Consider the following 16,146-nt stretch of genomic DNA (forward strand, 5'->3'; position numbering starts at 1 on the left):
AACGAAGTTAAGCAGTGAATCGCGCAAGAATAAATTAACGAAGTTGAATTTGTTCTGTAGCAATCTGAAAGATTTTCAGCGCATCTCAAGTGAGTAGGCGAGCGGAGTCACACGGTTCCGTTTATTGTCTCCGAAGTTCTTCGGAAGCGGGTGACTTCGCTCGCAGAATGCGAGTAGAGATGCGCCTAGTGTTAACGTGTTTGATGAAAGCAAACTCGCAGTTGCAGTTGACGAGTCAACGAAAACAAGAAGTTAAAAACGTTCTTCTCTTTGTGGCAATAAGCTTATTGCCTCTTCTTGCTTGCCTACTGGCAAATCATCTTTTTGTCTTTAAATCGTTAAAATTCTCATAGTGTGCACAGTATTTAAAAGAAAAGGAGTTTCTATGATAAGTGTTTACGAACGAGGTATTTTGGCTCGTTACATCACCACAACGTCAACAAAAGCGAGGCATCAAGCGAAGCTTTTATCTCTATTGGATTGGATACAGCGTTGGGGGTATACATCACCTGCGGTGTTGCAAGCACTTTGGGGGTTAGACAAATCAGTAATCAACCGTATGGTTAGACGGTATGTCCGTGAAGAGCTGATTGCTGAAGTTCCGGTTTATAGTTGCCGCGACAAACGTGTTTTTATTTTAAAACCAGAAGGGCTGCGTACCATTGAGTCGTTTCATCAAGCTGAATTCAAATACAACACCAAACCGTCTTCATTTCCTATCAAGACCCTTACGCATGACTTGATGGTTCAATACTTAGTTGCAAAAGGATGCTGTGAAGGCAATTATCGCTTTTTCATCAATGAGGCTGAACAAGGCAAGGATGGGACAGGTAAAAAGCGTAGATTAGACGCCATTGTTTACAATTGTGGTGAGTTACAGGGGATCGAGGTCGAATGTTCTTCAAAAACAATACCGTATAGATTGGACATTATAAGGCGTTATCGCAGTGCGATTGTTGAAGAGCAGAAAGTAAGTAAGATTTTAATGTTCAGCCATAAGAGGCGTTACCTTCGAGATGCCGAGCGCATTCATGATAAGTTATTTGCAGATGTCGATAACAACCTAGATAGATCTTTCTATGAAGCACATTTGAAATTTGTGTTTAGCCGTCAAATCACTGCTGAATTGTATGAATCATTTTGGGTATTTTAAAAGGAAAAAGCTCGAATGCGTTATTCCGCATACGAGCTTTTATGTTCAGGCGAGTTAAGTCACACGCATACTGCTTGTGAAGTCTCTAAGTTGTAGAGGTTTGCATACTCTACGTTAATAAGTCATCCAAACCTGAATGAGCCGCAGCCTGCAATGGCCGCAAAGATTTAACCTGTACATTATTAAGTAAGTACACAGTGGGCAAAATAAAACCGCCCATCTCAGGGCGGTGCTGCTAGTTTTTAAAACTAGCTAAATAGTCATCATATGACCGTTTCCTTTGAGCTTGTGCTGTCTCCGAGAAAAAGACGATTGGGCTTACCAAAAATGCTTTTTTAAATTCTTGCTGATCAATCTCAGTTTGGCAGTATTTGGCTAATTTTTTTTCAAATACGTGCATTACCACGTCAATATGATCCAAGTTGATATATTGCTGCTGCAAATGCTTTGGTAGCTGTTCTTGCAAATCTCTACTAACAGACAAGCCATTAAACCCCGATTCACCTACATGCAAATAAATACCATGCTTCGACTCAGGCAGAAACAATAAGCAATATCTAGCTTTATCACGCCAAGGCGATCTAGATTCTCTGCTGTAGCTTTTATAAAACTCGATGTGTGAAGCCATGTTTAATACCTCATTTTTTGACCTAAAGGTATATAGCCTCATAGTTGGGTAACTATCTCATATCTGTTATTCCTAGTTTTGCAGGTGTCACGTTCACACCCAATGTTAATTTGATCGATCTTCGGATCTCAGCTTCCGTGGCGTCCATTATCTAGAAAGAGCTGGTGTATATTTTTAATCGCGATACCAGTTATCTAGTGCCTAATTAGCGTCGGTGATGCAATTTTAATTGAGTTCAGCTTCAGAAAAAAAACAGATTAGGCTAAAAAAATCGTGTTTATTGCGGTTTGGAAACGTGTTTTCTTTTAACATTTTTGTATTCAACAACGAACGAGCTTTATTGAATGCAAGTATTGAGCGCAAGCCCTAAGCAAAGCACTATGCCTAATGGTATGGTCGATTTTGCTGTGCGCTCAAGCCAATTGGCTAGCAAATTACAAGATATAGCGTACTTACTTGGTATTTCTGAAAGCGACGCGCTGGGATTGGCTGAAGACGGCCATATCAATGCAATCCCTCTGCGATCAGGAGGGTGGTTGTTTCCACCGATTGATAAGCTTATGTTGTGGGGAGAAGCTAAAGGCAATACATCGTCACCACGAGAAATGCAGACCCAAATAATATCTTTTCATGATAGCAGTGCCCTGAAAAAAGATAATAGGCGTGAACCTTTAGCTACACCCACTAAAACGGAGGTTGTTCAACCACCCCTTGTAAATGAAGCCCAGCAACTAAGTGTAGCGAAGAGTGATGAAAAGCCGAATTTCAAAAAGCCACTTACAATCGATGAAGTTTGTCACTTTGAACATACAAGCCAGTTATTTGCGGCCCACAATAAGCGAACCACTTTAGCAATTGAAAATACCAGTTTCACGGGATTGAAACTGGAGGGTTCAAGGTTTGGTCGCAAACTTGTCGTGAAGACTAAAAAGACTCGATGCGTACTTCACCAGTGGACGAATTTAGATGATATTCAATCATCGGTACTAGAGCGTAAAATTGAGCGTTATGAGTACGTGCTTTCCCTATTAGAGCGAAGACCAACCTCCGAAGAATATAAACTCTACAGTCAAGAACTTAAAACGGTTGGTGATGTCATTCGCAATCACCTTACCTTCAATGTATTTGAAAATCATGGTGAAGGCTCTAGCGAACACAAAGTTATCGATGCATTAATTAAGAATCATTTGTTGCACAATATTGAAGTCTCGTTGCCAAGTAATCGTAAAGAAGTGATCAACCTGATGAGTGAGCAGTTCTGTTCATTCACAGTTGCTAGATTCAATGCCTACTTGAAAACGTTCAGAGCGACAAATGGTGTACACGATAAGATTATTTCCAGAGTGAAAGCGGCATTTAATTTTGCATTCAGTGAAAAATTAATTTCAGCAGCTGATGCTCGACCATTTGTTTTAGCTAGAAGAATTGATCGTGAGCGACATGTTGAAATATCTGATGAGCATATAAAGCAGATGTTCGATTATCTGGATGATCACGTTTGTGCTGATTTTGTATTCTTTATGAATTTACAATCAACAGGGCATTTCAGAGATGGTCAAGTTATGTCATTGCGATTTAGTGATTTTGACTTTGCTAATGACTTTGCTAATGACTTTGCTAATGACTTTGTAAGGGTTAAACCAAAGCAAGGCAAAGAAGTCACCATTCATTTGCCCAAAGATGTAGTAAGTTTGGTCGCCAAACGTAAAGAGCAATTTAAAGCTAGGGAGCTACACGCAGACTACATATTCCCGTCAAAGCAGTCTAAAACAGGCCATAGAGCAAACTTTGACGGTTACTGGTATGAAATGCTAGAAGAGCTTGGTTTTTGCACAGAAGGAAGTGATGGCAAAATGCTCTATCAATATCGTTTGCATGATTTCAGAGAAACGCTATTGGGACGCTTACAAGAGTTTGATGAATACACATTAGCAGCTGTTCTGGGTCACCTCTCAACCAATGCTGTTAAGAAGTATAAGAAAGCAAATACGGCTAGAAATAAACTAGCCGCAGAAAAAGGGCATGAGAGGAAGCCTAAATTTAATAACGGTGAAGCTATTACAGATACCGTTTAACTCATTCTAAAGAGGTAAGCCAACTGGTGGCTGATATACACCATTATAGAAATGACACTGTGCTAAGCCTTTTGGGTAAAGCTGGTCAATTCTAATGAATATTGCCCCCTCCATTGTTTGTACTTTCGCTACTTTGTTTTTTCTCTCTACTATTAAACCACAATGAGAAAAGTCACCTTCATTCATTTTTTCTCTAAAGGTATTTACTTGCGATATAAACTTAGCTTTCTCTTTGGCTAGAGAAGCTAGTCTTAGCTCTTCTTGTTGCTTGTTATGTTCTATGATCTTGTTTTCAGCAGCTTCTAACCAAGCCAGATTCTTTAGAGAGCTTCTGTTATTGCTGTATTTAGAAGCAAACCTTTCATATGAGCTAATTGAAGTTAAGTTTTTATAGTCACGTTCAAACTCTTCATTAAGCAATTTCTTATAAATCTTCTGGGCTTTCTCAACTATCTTACTATCAGAGAAACGTTTGTTTTTGTATTTATTTACAAAAAATGCAGCAGTTTTTGAAGAGTTTACTCTGTCAAAATCATTAAGTTGCTGTTGATAGACAAAGGCTCTCATTTTGTCTGGTTCAGAATTTAATGACTTCTCGGTATCACTTAGCTGCTGACTCATTAAAGCGTGTCTTTCATGTAACTCGGAATGATGTTTTACGGTACGTTTTCCTTCATTTTCAGGAAAATTAGGTACTTCAACTGTTAATTGATAACCGTTAGGTGATATATTTTTTAGTTTATCTAGTGACGAAATCAAGCTTTTGCGCCTAGTGTTTAGATTAGTTCTTTCTTCACTTATTTTTTCTAATAATCTATGAACATCATCTATTGACCTGAATTCGTGTGAAAATGCTTCGGTAAATGCTTTCATATAATTTTCAGAATCGAATTCAACTAGATATGAAATTTCAGCAAAATCAAAAGATGATTTCCAGAAATATTCCTCGTAGTCATTAGGGCAAAGAGATAATTTAGAAGAGTTCCGCGCTCTGGTTTCTGAAGTGACACACTTATAACTATCATATTCTTGCAGTGGGGCTTTTGTGAGAAGGTTTACCCAAATACCATTATAGTCAGGTGAGTGTCTAACTAAGGTATAGCTGGTAAAGCGATACTTGCCATTTACTTTCTGCAATCTACCTTTGAGATCATACGTATATTCTTTACCGTCGTATTGGAATAGCTCTTGTTTATTCACATTACTAGTTTCACTTAGAGATGTTTTCCCTGTACTTGAACAGGCAGATAAAAAAATACTAAATATTATTATTATTATGTACTTCAATTTCTTTCCTTACTTATATTAATAGAATCAATAAGATATTTTAAACAATAGAATGAGGTGTGACCAGTATGAGACTAAAAATGTTCTTCATGTACTTTCTTTGGTGCGATAGATGAAAAGTGTGTAGTTGCGAGTAATTGACAAAAAAGGTGGAACAAATAAACTTAAAGGTGGAACAAAAGTGGAACAGAAACGTACTGATTTAGTTTAAGTTGTTGATTTTGATGTTTTCTTTGGGAGTAAATGGTGGCCCCACCTGGACTCGAACCAGGGACCTAACGATTATGAGTCGTGTGCTCTAACCAACTGAGCTATAGGGCCATTTGAAGTTTTTGCTTTTTGTATTTCGTCCTGAAGCTGTTTTCCGGTCTCGGAATCAACGCTTAGGGTCGCTTCGCTAATATCCCTTCGCTTCCTCGACGTTTTCTTTTTTCAAAAGAAAACCCAACTGAGCTATAGGGCCATTTAGAGGTGCTTGAAATCGAATGGAATCGTAAAAAGCGCAGGCAGTATAAAAATTTTTATAGGGCTTGTCACCACTTAAAGTCGAAAAAATCTACTTATCTTGTTCAATTGCTTAATAAAGAATCATTTTTTAAAGAGGGGAGAAACTGCGGCTAACTGTTCAACCGCAGCAAGCACACTCAGAGATTAAGGCATCATGACTTCTTTAAGATACTGAAATAGATCTTTGTGGCCTTTTGCTGGCTTTTCGGCTTTGGCTTCTTTCGCTGCTTGGCGAACTAATTGGCGAAGTTTTTGTCTTTCCAGCGACGGATACTGTTCTAAAAGCTCGTTAATTAAGCTGTCACCATTATTGATTAACTCAGTTCTGGTTGATTCAATCTTGTTAAGTAAAACATCGGCTTGATTGTTTTTGTTCAGCATTAACTCAATAGCAGCCTCAATGTCGGCGACATTGTCTGTAAGGCGGAGTGTTTTACTGATGTAGTTAATGTGGCGGCGATACGCTTCAGATTTCGCTCTGATCTTGTCAGCAACAACCATGGCTTCTATAAGGTCATCGCTTAGCGGTAACTTATCACGCTGCTTTTTACTCATAGCTGCTAAATCGATAGCTAGTTGTTGGTACTGCTGTGCGTCACGTTTTAGCTCGCTTTTTGAAACGTAAATAATTTCTTCTTCAATAACGGGTTTCTTTTTCTTAGCCATGGTGCGGAGTTTCTATAAAAATTTTGCGGATTATAACAATTATACGTCATAAATGCTGTGCCTTGATAAGGCGAAGTCGAATATGTGTGTTAGCATTTAGATATTAAAGGTGTTTTTAGAGAGCATAACTATGAAATCTGAGCAGCAAAGTGCGATTTTTACTCAAATAGATGAAGTCAAACAGGCCGTATCAGAGGCGTTGTCCCACGCAACAAAACTTGGTGCAACAGCAGCAGAAGCCGCAATGTCGAGCACTTCAGGCTTGTCTGTGAGTACGCGCATGGGTGAGGTAGAGACCATTGAGTTTAACCAAGATGGCGGCTTGGGGATCAGTGTTTATGTGGGTAATCATAAAGGCTCTGCATCAACCGCTGACCTGAGCCCTAAAGCGCTTCGCTCTGTGGTTGAAAAAGCCATTGATATTGCGAAGTTTACTTCGGACGACCCTTGTAATGGGGTGGCTGATAAAGCGCTGCTTGAGATGTCTCCGCCAGATTTAGACTTGTATCACCCTTGGGAGGTAACACCAGAGCAGGGTGTTGATATGTGTATTGAAGCTGAAAAAGCAGCATTAGAGTTTGATGAGCGTATTGTTAACTCAGATGGTGCGAGTTTCTCTAGTCATGAAGGCTTACGAGTTTATGGTAATACCCACGGTTTTTTAGCGGGCTTCCCGAGAACACGTCACAGTTTAAGTACCATGGTGATTGGTCAAGATGGCGAGCAAATGCAGCGCGATCATGCTTATACCCTCAGTCGTGAGCAATCAGGTTTAAAATCTGCAGAGTCTGTCGGTCTTGAAGCGGCTGAGTCAACCATTGCTCGTTTGAATAGTAGAAAAATTGCCACCATGAAGACACCTGTGGTGTTTCGAGCGGATGTTGCGAATAGTTTGTTTGGGCATTTGGTTTCAGCAATTGGTGGTGGAGCGTTATATCGTAAGTCGAGTTTCTTGCTAGATTCTTTGGGAAAGCAAATTTTTAATGGCAGAGTAAATGTGTCAGAGCGCCCACATTTATTGAAAGGGTTAGCGTCTAGCCCATTTGATAGTGAAGGGGTAAAAACGCTGGATCGTGAAATCATTCATGGTGGCGAGTTGCAAACCTATTTACTTGCAAGTTACGCAGCAAGAAAAATGGGTATGACAGCCACAGGCCATGCTGGCGGTATTCATAATTGGTTAGTACAGCAGACGCACGATGATCTAAAGGCTGTTCTTAAAGAAATGGGGACTGGCTTATTAGTCACTGAGCTAATGGGGCAAGGTGTGAATACAGTAACGGGAGATTACTCTCGAGGCGCAGCAGGTTTTTGGGTTGAGCAGGGCGAGATCCAATATCCAGTAAGTGAGATCACCATTGCGGGCAATCTAAAAGATATGTTTATGGAAATACAGGCCATTGGTGGAGATATTGAAGCGCGTGGCAGTGTGCAAACGGGCTCGATATTAATTGAGTCAATGCAGGTTGCTGGCGAATAGCCTATTAGCTTTTATTAAAGTAAAAGCCCGCGAAACTGAGCGGGCTTTTTTGTGTCTGAAGTGGGCTAAACTAAGAACCAGGTCGCTGTCCCTAAGAAAGCAAAGATACCAACAATATCTGTGACTGTGGTGAGTACCACACTGCCCGCAAGGGCAGGATCTATGTTCATACGCTTTAAGATAATTGGGATACTGGCACCGGCAATGCCGGCTGCAAGTAAGTTCATGAACATAGCAAAGGCGATCACGCCACCGAGTACGAAATCCCATTGCCATATGGCAACAACACCGGCGATTAGAATAGACCAAAGCACACCGTTTAATGCTCCGATGGCAAGCTCTTTACCAAGCAAGAACTTCTGGTTGGTGTTGTTGATATGGCCAAGGGCAATACCACGAATAACGAGTGTTAGGGTTTGGCTGCCAGCCACCCCACCCATACTCGGTACAATGCCATTAAGCACCGCTAAAATAGGCAGTATATCTAGGGTACTTTCGAAAAAGCTGGCGACAAAGGCGGCAAGCAAAGCCGTTAGAAGGTTAATGCCAAGCCAGATAGATCGTCGCTGGCTACTTTTCAAAACCGGTGCGAAGGTATCTTCTTCGTCATCTAGACCCGCCATGCTTAACATGCTGTGTTCGGCATCTTCACGAATAACGTCTACGATGTCATCGATGGTGATACGACCAAGCAGTTGCAAGTTATCATCAACAACCGCTGCTGAAATCCAGTTATGACGTTCGAATAGTTGCGCCACGTCACTTTCATCCATAGAAACGGGGATGGTCTCTTTCTCATCATCCATGAGTTCTGCAACCACTTTATCGGGTGAGTTCGTTAAAAGGGTTGCGACAGGCAGCGCTCCGATAAACTGATTTTCTTTATCGACGACATATAAATCATCGGTACCATCGGGTAACTCTCCTCGCAGACGTAAATAACGTAATACCACGTCGAGCGTCACATCAGGCCTAATGGTGACTGTATCGGTGCTCATTAGTGCACCTGCAGAGCGTTCTTGATAAGAAAGCGCCTGGGTTGCCCTTGCTCTATCTTGAGCGTCCATTGCGCCGACAACGTCTTGGTAGACGTCTTCAGGTAAGCTTCTTAGAACTTCACCTAAGTCATCGTCATCCATATCCTCAGTTGCGGCTGCAATGAGTTCTGGATCCATTTGGTTGATAATGCCAATACGAACGTCTTCAGATAGCTCTTCGAGTACATCACCTTGAATATCAGGGTCAACTAATTGCCATAGCTGAGTACGCACTTTGTGCGGAGAAGATTCAAGGAGTAATGCGGTGTCGCAGGGGGGAGTTTCAGCCAGAATACGCCTAACCTGAACAAACTGACCATTGTTTATTGCGTGCGTTACTTGTTGTAATTGTTGCAACGTATAGTCTTGTTCTAAGGCTTCTGGCATAGGCAATCCATTTATTAGGTGGTGTGCACCGAGAATAAAGGTTTAGGCAGTTACTGTGAGCGCCTAAAAAGAGTGCCTTAAGTTTAACGTAATTTTTGCAGAGTTACCAAGTGCTTGGTTACTCATCTTCATGAAATTTTTGTGCAATTAATTCGCCAATGGCGGATAGTGCGGGCTCGGCATCTGGGCCTTCACAGCAAACTCGAAGCTGCTTGCCATGACTGCTTTCAAGCATGAGCAAAGCGAGTACACTGTCACCAGGCGCTTCCTTGTCATCTTGATAAAGGGTGATCTGCGCATCAAATTGTTGGGCTAATTGCGCAAGCACTGTGGCTGCACGTGCATGCAGACCACACTTATTTTGGATTAGAAAAGTATCTTCTACCTTGACCATGTTCTAGTCTGCGTCTTGTTCGCGGTGACGTATTTGCACATTGTTATGAGTTTTAGCAAAGCTTTCACCAATAGTTTGTGCAAGGTAAACAGAGCGGTGTTGTCCGCCAGTACAACCAATTGCAATGGTTAAATAGCTGCGATTATTGCGCTCTAGGTGAGGCAACCAAGTCTGGACAAAGGTTTGGATCTGCCACGTAAACTTCTGCACTATGCTGTGGCTTGCTAAATAATCTTTAACTGGTTGATCTAACCCAGTAAGCGGTTTTAGTTCTGGTTCCCAATGCGGGTTTGGTAAAAAGCGCGCATCAAATACATAATCGGCTTGCTTAGGGATACCATGTTTAAAACCAAAAGATAAGAAAGTAATAATAAGTTGCTTATCTTTTTTGCCAAGGATCTGCTCTCGAATGGTTTCTGCTAGCTGATGCACACTTAAATCTGTCGTATCGAGCAAAACATCAGCTCGTGTGATTAATACATCGAGTAACTTCTTTTCTTCTTTAATTGCTAAATCAAGCGGCAGGTTATTTAAAGAAAGCGGATGTAATCGGCGCGTTTCTGAAAAGCGTTTGATCAGTGCTTGGTCATCACTGTCTAAATAGAACAGCGTGGGATTTGCAAAGCCTGGTAAGTATTCAAGAATATCATTAAATTCTTGTTGCTCTTTTGGCAGGTTACGAACGTCGATACTGACGGCTATCTTGTCATAGTTATCAGAAACACTTCTGACCAAAGATGGTAGGAGATTTACTGGAATATTATCAACACAATAATAACCAAGGTCTTCCAATACCCTTAAGGCAACGGACTTGCCCGACCCTGAGCGACCACTAATGATGATCAGTTCCATGGATTCCTCTCTGTTAATTAATCTTGAAGTGCAATAAGTTGATAGAGTGCGTCATCGTCTTTTGCATGACGAAGCTGCTTACAAAACTCTTTGTTGTTTAGTTTATCAGCAATTGCAGCTAAGGTCTTTAGATGTTCTGCATTATTACCTTCAGGTACAAGCATTGCCAAGAGAATATCGACAGGTCGGTTGTCTATTGCGTCAAAATCAATACCGCTTTGATTGGTCACTAAAATAGCAAAAATAGTATCAATGCCTGCTAGGCGGCCATGAGGAATAGCAATACCTTTGCCTATGCCTGTACTGCCTAACTTTTCTCGCGTTAGGAATGCATCTAATATTTCGTGGGCGTTATGTTCTGGAAGGTGTTGGCTCGCTAATTCACTGATGTACTCAAGCGCACGTTTTTTGCTATTAAAAAGGACCGCAGCTTTACTGCAGTCCTTGTTGATAATCGAGCTAAGTTTCATGGTTAGTGTCGAGTTAATTTCTCTTTGTGTTTGATAACTTGGCGATCGAGTTTATCAACGAGTTTATCAATGGCTGCGTACATATCAGAGTGTTCATCTGAAGCGAAAATTTCACCGCCATTTAAATGAACGGTAGCTTCGGCTTTTTGTACCAGCTTCTCAACATCTAAGATCACGTGAACGTTATTAATGTGATCAAAATGCCTTTCTAGCTTTGCAAACTTCGTGTTTACATAGTCTCTTAATGAATCTGTAATTTCTACGTGACGACCAGTTAAATTTAGTTGCATAAGCATTTTCCTTCTCTTGGTTTACGTCTTAAATCAAGCTCTTACGCTGATTTGACGGTGGAATAGAGAGTGACTCGCGGTATTTTGCAATTGTACGACGTGCCACTTTGATTCCCTGTTCTGCCAATATATCTGCAATTTTGCTGTCGCTCAATGGCTTAGCGGTATTTTCTGCAGCAATTAGCTTTTTGATCAATGCTCTAATCGCAGTCGATGAGCATTCACCTCCGTTTTCAGTGCTTACGTGGCTTGAGAAGAAGTACTTCAACTCAAAAATGCCACGGGGTGTATGCATGTACTTCTGAGTGGTGACACGAGAAATGGTAGACTCGTGCATCTCGACCATCTCAGCAACATCATTCAAAACCATAGGCTTCATTGCCTCAGGTCCATGTTCAAAGAATGCCTGTTGTTGTTGCACAATGCAATTGGTAACTTTCATTAAAGTGTCATTACGGCTTTCTAAGCTCTTAATAAACCATTTTGCTTCTTGTAGGTGAGAGCGAATGAATTGGCTGTCAGTGCTTGATTTTACTGAGCGTGACATTGCCGCATAATGATCATTAACCCTAATTTTAGGCATACATTCAGGGTTTAGCTCAACAACCCAGCGACCTTTTACTTTTTTCACCGACACATCAGGAATAACATACTCAGATTCTTCACGAATAATGCTGGCGGCAGGTTTAGGGTTAAGGCTGTGAATGAGAGTCATCACTTCTTTTAACTCAGGCTCTTTGAGCTTGGTCTTTTTCATGATGGTGCGGTAATCACGGCTGGCCAATAGATCAATATGCTCGCTTAACACCATTTTTGTTTCAGCTATAAAAGGCGTGTCTGCATCAAACTGATTGAGTTGAATGCATAAGCATTCTTGTAATGAGCGAGCTGCAATACCAACAGGGTCAAAGAGTTGAATACGCTTTAATACAGCTTCTACTTCATCGAGTTCAATTAACTCTTCGTCATTGCCTTCATTAATACTTTCTAGGAGTTCTTCGGTACTAACAGTAAGTAAGCCTGCATCATCAACGGCTTCAACAATGGCAACGGCAATGGCTTTATCGGTTGGACTGAATGGCGTGAGTTCTAATTGCCACATTAAATATTCGTGTAATGTTTCAGTGGTCTCACCCTGATAAACAGTTTCGTCTTCAGGCATTGGGCCGCTACTGGTGCTCGGTGCTGCACTCATGTACTCGTCCCATGTCACATCCATAGCGAGATCGTCACTGACCGTGTCTTTACTCAGTGCGGCATCGCTATCGAGTTCGTAATCGCTGGTCGGTTCATCACCGTGACCATCATCAGCAGAATTAGAGAGTTGCTCGCTAGCATCAGTGTCTTTGGTCGCTTTGTCTGAATCATTGCCATCAGTATTTGGCTCTAATTCCGATTCATCTACTTCGAGTAAAGGGTTGCTATCCAGCGCTTCTTGGATCTCTTGCTGTAGATCTAGTGTGCTCAATTGCAGCAAGCGAATTGCTTGTTGCAATTGTGGTGTCATGGTTAGTTGCTGCCCCATGCGCAGCTGTAGCGATTGCCTCATGTATTTCTAACAATCCTTTTTGTTATTTGGATTATGTCTTGCTTTAACTATAGACGGAATTGTTCACCTAGGTAGACGTCTCTCACGGTTTGATCAGCTAAAACTGATTCAGGCGTACCTGACGCGATTAATTCACCATGTGAAACAATATAAGCTTTCTCACAAACATCAAGGGTTTCTCTTACGTTATGATCTGTAATGAGAACACCAATGCCGCGGTTTTTTAAATGCTCAACAATTTTCTTTATATCTAACACCGAAATCGGATCAACGCCAGCAAAAGGCTCATCTAAAAGAATAAATTTAGGGTTTGCGGCTAAAGCGCGAGCAATTTCAACTCGGCGACGCTCACCACCTGATAAAGCCATGCCCTGACTGTCCCGAATATGTTGAATATTAAACTCATCCAGTAAGTCGTCTAAAGTTTGCTCTCTTTGTACTTTATTGAGGTCTTTGCGCGTCTCTAAAATTGCCATTAAGTTTTGATAAACAGTTAACTTTCTGAAGATGGAAGACTCTTGAGGCAGATAACCAATGCCCATGCGTGCTCTACTGTGCATAGGTAGCAAAGTGATATCTTTATCATCTATGGTGACTTTACCTTTATCGCTAGGCACAAGACCAACGATCATGTAAAAACTGGTGGTTTTACCTGCGCCATTTGGACCGAGAAGACCAACAATGCTCCCAGCTTCCACACTCAAACTGACATTTTTTACGACTTGGCGGCCTTTATAGCTTTTTGCTAAGGCTGTGGCAGTTAACACACTCATGCTCATTGACCTTGTTCAGGGTTAGACTTTGATGCCTTTTTCTCTGGCACTAAAATCGTGTGTACACGTTGTTTGTTTTGTTCATTTTGCTCGGCACTGATCAGTTGCTTCTCGATGTCATAAATAATTGCTTCAGCCTTGATAACTTGACCTGCTTGATTGATTTCTGCTTTGCCTTTGATGGTAAGCAGTCGATTTGCAACGTCATACCTGACTTCTTCTGCGCTGGCACTTAATACTGAGCCATCAGGCTGCTTTTCGATAAAGCGAGCTGGTTTGCCTGTTGCGACTAAAAGCTGCTTGTTCTCACCGAGCTCTTCACGCTGATGTACTTCCAATCTGTCTGCATAAATTTCACGGTTGCCATGAATGATTTCAACATTTTCTTCAAAGATACCAATGTTTGTCTTTAATTGTGCTTGCTGCTTACCTGCTTTAATTGATACTTGTGACATAGGTGCTGTTTCAGCCAAAGCAAAGTTAGAAAAGCCGAGTAGTAGCAGTGAAAGAAGTAGTTTATTGGTCATAATAAATGGTTCGCGTATGGTTAATGAGCTCAATAATTTCAGTATTGAGGTCGGCATTGAGGCCTTGCCCTTTTATATTTAAATGAGGGCCCACAATTTCTACGGGTAGATCTGAGCGCATGCTGCGCTGAATAATATCTACTTGAATATGGTCTGCGCTGATTTGGCTTATCATAGCACCTTCAGTTAGATTTAGGGCTTTAACATCTCCCTCTAAAATCAGCATATTATTTTCATATAAAGTGGCTTCATTGGCCGAAAGTTGCCAATTTTGTGGGCCATTAAACAGGGTGAATGTCGGCGAGGTAAAATGGCTAAACCCGAGTTGCTGATAGAGCTCCATTTTATTCGCTTCAACTAGGTAATTTCGTATGCCGGCTTCAGAATATTTGGTTTGCTTTAGATCTGTAGCAACATAATCTGGGGTGGCGATGCTCTCTTCTTCGCTGGCACTTTGCTTTTTAGGCTGATCAAAATACGGTGACCATATCCAATACATGGTCAGTGCAAAAATAATTAATAATATGACGCGGTTGACCGTCATGCGCTTGTTCCTGATGTGCCGAGTGTATGACCCTGGCACAGCATGAGTAAGTCAGTTAATTCTCTTACAGCGCCAAATCCACCGGGCAGTAAAGTCGTGTAGTGTGAAAGGTTGCGAATGATAGGGTGAGCATCATTTACGGCCACTGCAAAGCCTACTTGCTCCATGACAGGCAAATCGGGACCATCGTCACCAATATAAGCAATCTCGACATCTGTCAGGTTCAGGTTAGCTTTTAGCGCTTCGTAGGCTTGCAACTTGTCTTCTTGCCCTTGGTAAATATGCTTTACTGTTAAGCTAGTCATACGTTGCTGAACAATCTGTGAATGGCGACCGGTGATCACGGCAACTTCAACTCCAGCATTGATAAGTGCTTTTATGCCAAAGCCATCTTTGGTGTTGAAGGCCTTTAATTCTTCGCCATTATTGCCAAGGTAAATACGGCCGTCAGAGAATACGCCGTCAATATCACAAATAAGCAACTTAATTTGCTTCGCTCTAGACACTACATCTTCGCTGATTGGCTGATATAAGTCGGCAAATTGCATTTAAATGACTCCTGCTTTTAATAAGTCTTGCATGTTCAGAGCGCCAATTGGGCGATTAGTTTCATCAACCACAATTAAACCATTAATGCGTTTGTTTTCCATGATGTTTAACGCCTCAGCTGCGAGCATATCAGCATTTGCTGTTGTACATTTGACTGTCATTGCATCATCAATTTTTGCACTGTGCAAATCGAGTTTTTGTTCAATAATACGACGTAAGTCACCGTCGGTAAAAATGCCGGCCAAAATTCCTTGCTCATCGACGATCGCAGTCATGCCTAAGCCTTTGCTCGAGATTTCGAATAACGCATCTTTAATAAGTTTGCCTGTTTCAATGATTGGCATTTGCTCACCTTGATGCATGATGTCATCTAAGGTCAGCAATAAACGTCGACCGAGTGAACCGCCAGGGTGGGAAAGTGCAAAATCATCGGCAGTAAAGCCACGTGCTTCTAGTAGAGCAACGGCAAGTGCATCACCCATGACCAGTGTGGCCGTCGTACTCGCTGTTGGTGCTAATCCCAATGGGCAGGCTTCTTTCGAGACCGCGATACATAAATGAATATCAGAAAGGTTAGCCATTGAAGAATTAGGGTTGCCAGTCATGGCAATGGTTTTTGCACCAATGCGCTTTATAACAGGAATAATATTAACGACTTCGCTGGTCTCTCCTGAGTTTGAGATCAATAAAACCACATCGTCTTTGGTGATCATACCCAGGTCACCATGGCTTGCTTCACCTGGGTGAACAAAAAAAGCGGGAGTGCCTGTACTGGCCAGCGTTGCAGCTATTTTGTTACCTATGTGTCCAGATTTACCCATACCAATGACGATGGTTCTGCCCTGACAGTCAAAAACAGCTTGGCATGCTTCAACAAAGCTTGCATCAATATATTTTGCAATTTCATCGATGGCTTGTTTTTCAATATCGATGACATTTAAAGCTGTTTTAGTAAATTGTTCAGCAGTCATGTGCACT

The 16,146-nt window shown here is 41.5% G+C and carries 17 protein-coding genes and 1 tRNA gene; 3 read left to right on the forward strand and 15 right to left on the reverse strand.

All coding sequences use genetic code 11. The features are described 5' to 3' along the window. The first annotated feature begins 385 nt into the window (after positions 1–385). Positions 386–1,153 carry a hypothetical protein gene (locus tag AAEU28_RS17245; protein ID WP_421965225.1) on the forward strand — a complete coding sequence of 256 codons (768 nt, stop codon included), beginning with the start codon at positions 386–388 and terminating at the stop codon, positions 1,151–1,153. A gap of 235 nt (positions 1,154–1,388) precedes the next feature. On the opposite strand, the gene AAEU28_RS17250 is transcribed toward AAEU28_RS17245, so the two are convergent. Beyond that, positions 1,389–1,781, reverse strand: a complete 393-nt coding sequence (locus AAEU28_RS17250) for a hypothetical protein (protein ID WP_421965226.1) — start codon at positions 1,779–1,781, stop codon at positions 1,389–1,391. Between the two features lie 344 nt (positions 1,782–2,125). Here AAEU28_RS17250 and AAEU28_RS17255 point away from each other — a divergent pair, with 344 nt between their 5' ends. Then, the gene (locus AAEU28_RS17255) at positions 2,126–3,856 is read left to right on the forward strand and encodes a site-specific integrase (protein WP_421965227.1); all 1,731 of its coding nucleotides are present in this window, start codon (positions 2,126–2,128) and stop codon (positions 3,854–3,856) included. A 6-nt stretch (positions 3,857–3,862) separates the two neighbouring features. Here the strand turns inward: AAEU28_RS17255 and AAEU28_RS17260 are convergent, their stop codons facing one another. The 3 genes from AAEU28_RS17260 to yjgA all read right to left on the reverse strand — a co-directional run bounded on the left by AAEU28_RS17260 (position 3,863) and on the right by yjgA (position 6,316). Continuing rightward, positions 3,863–5,143, reverse strand: coding sequence for a hypothetical protein (locus tag AAEU28_RS17260; protein ID WP_421965228.1), 1,281 nt, complete (start codon positions 5,141–5,143; stop codon positions 3,863–3,865). Between the two features lie 244 nt (positions 5,144–5,387). After that, positions 5,388–5,464, reverse strand: a tRNA-Ile gene (locus AAEU28_RS17265). A 330-nt stretch (positions 5,465–5,794) separates the two neighbouring features. After that, a complete protein-coding gene (gene yjgA / locus AAEU28_RS17270) occupies positions 5,795–6,316 on the reverse strand; it encodes a ribosome biogenesis factor YjgA (RefSeq protein ID WP_349284762.1) in 522 nt (173 codons plus the stop codon). A gap of 130 nt (positions 6,317–6,446) precedes the next feature. Between yjgA and pmbA the strand changes: the two genes are divergently transcribed. Then, entirely contained in the window at positions 6,447–7,796 is a 1,350-nt protein-coding gene (pmbA, locus tag AAEU28_RS17275) for a metalloprotease PmbA (RefSeq protein ID WP_421965229.1), read from the forward strand. Between the two features lie 65 nt (positions 7,797–7,861). Here pmbA and mgtE read toward each other — a convergent pair whose 3' ends face one another. The 11 genes from mgtE to AAEU28_RS17330 form a co-directional block, all read right to left on the reverse strand. Beyond that, positions 7,862–9,220, reverse strand: coding sequence for a magnesium transporter (gene mgtE, locus AAEU28_RS17280; RefSeq protein ID WP_421965230.1), 1,359 nt, complete (start codon positions 9,218–9,220; stop codon positions 7,862–7,864). Positions 9,221–9,338: 118 nt separating this feature from the next. Beyond that, entirely contained in the window at positions 9,339–9,614 is a 276-nt protein-coding gene (locus AAEU28_RS17285; protein ID WP_421965231.1) for an HPr family phosphocarrier protein, read from the reverse strand. Between the two features lie 3 nt (positions 9,615–9,617). Then, positions 9,618–10,466 carry an RNase adapter RapZ gene (rapZ, locus tag AAEU28_RS17290; RefSeq protein ID WP_058028594.1) on the reverse strand — a complete coding sequence of 283 codons (849 nt, stop codon included), beginning with the start codon at positions 10,464–10,466 and terminating at the stop codon, positions 9,618–9,620. A gap of 17 nt (positions 10,467–10,483) precedes the next feature. Continuing rightward, positions 10,484–10,936, reverse strand: a complete 453-nt coding sequence (ptsN, locus tag AAEU28_RS17295; RefSeq protein WP_421965232.1) for a PTS IIA-like nitrogen regulatory protein PtsN — start codon at positions 10,934–10,936, stop codon at positions 10,484–10,486. A 2-nt stretch (positions 10,937–10,938) separates the two neighbouring features. Then, complete coding sequence (hpf, locus tag AAEU28_RS17300; RefSeq protein WP_130255587.1) at positions 10,939–11,226, reverse strand: ribosome hibernation promoting factor; 288 nt, start codon at positions 11,224–11,226, stop codon at positions 10,939–10,941. A 28-nt stretch (positions 11,227–11,254) separates the two neighbouring features. Beyond that, entirely contained in the window at positions 11,255–12,775 is a 1,521-nt protein-coding gene (locus AAEU28_RS17305; protein WP_421965233.1) for an RNA polymerase factor sigma-54, read from the reverse strand. A gap of 47 nt (positions 12,776–12,822) precedes the next feature. Further along, the gene (gene lptB, locus AAEU28_RS17310; protein ID WP_421965234.1) at positions 12,823–13,548 is read right to left on the reverse strand and encodes an LPS export ABC transporter ATP-binding protein; all 726 of its coding nucleotides are present in this window, start codon (positions 13,546–13,548) and stop codon (positions 12,823–12,825) included. 2 nt (positions 13,549–13,550) lie between these two features. Continuing rightward, complete coding sequence (gene lptA, locus AAEU28_RS17315; RefSeq protein WP_421965235.1) at positions 13,551–14,075, reverse strand: lipopolysaccharide transport periplasmic protein LptA; 525 nt, start codon at positions 14,073–14,075, stop codon at positions 13,551–13,553. Next, the gene (gene lptC / locus AAEU28_RS17320; protein ID WP_421965236.1) at positions 14,065–14,619 is read right to left on the reverse strand and encodes an LPS export ABC transporter periplasmic protein LptC; all 555 of its coding nucleotides are present in this window, start codon (positions 14,617–14,619) and stop codon (positions 14,065–14,067) included. The genes lptA and lptC overlap by 11 nt, the downstream gene beginning before the upstream one ends. Continuing rightward, on the reverse strand, positions 14,616–15,167 hold the full coding sequence (kdsC, locus tag AAEU28_RS17325) for a 3-deoxy-manno-octulosonate-8-phosphatase KdsC (protein ID WP_421965237.1): 552 nt from the start codon (positions 15,165–15,167) through the stop codon (positions 14,616–14,618). The genes lptC and kdsC overlap by 4 nt, the downstream gene beginning before the upstream one ends. Beyond that, complete coding sequence (locus AAEU28_RS17330; protein ID WP_421965238.1) at positions 15,168–16,139, reverse strand: KpsF/GutQ family sugar-phosphate isomerase; 972 nt, start codon at positions 16,137–16,139, stop codon at positions 15,168–15,170. Positions 16,140–16,146 lie beyond the last annotated feature (7 nt).

Source organism: Pseudoalteromonas sp. SS15 (assembly GCF_049257195.1).
Lineage (GTDB): Bacteria > Pseudomonadota > Gammaproteobacteria > Enterobacterales > Alteromonadaceae > Pseudoalteromonas.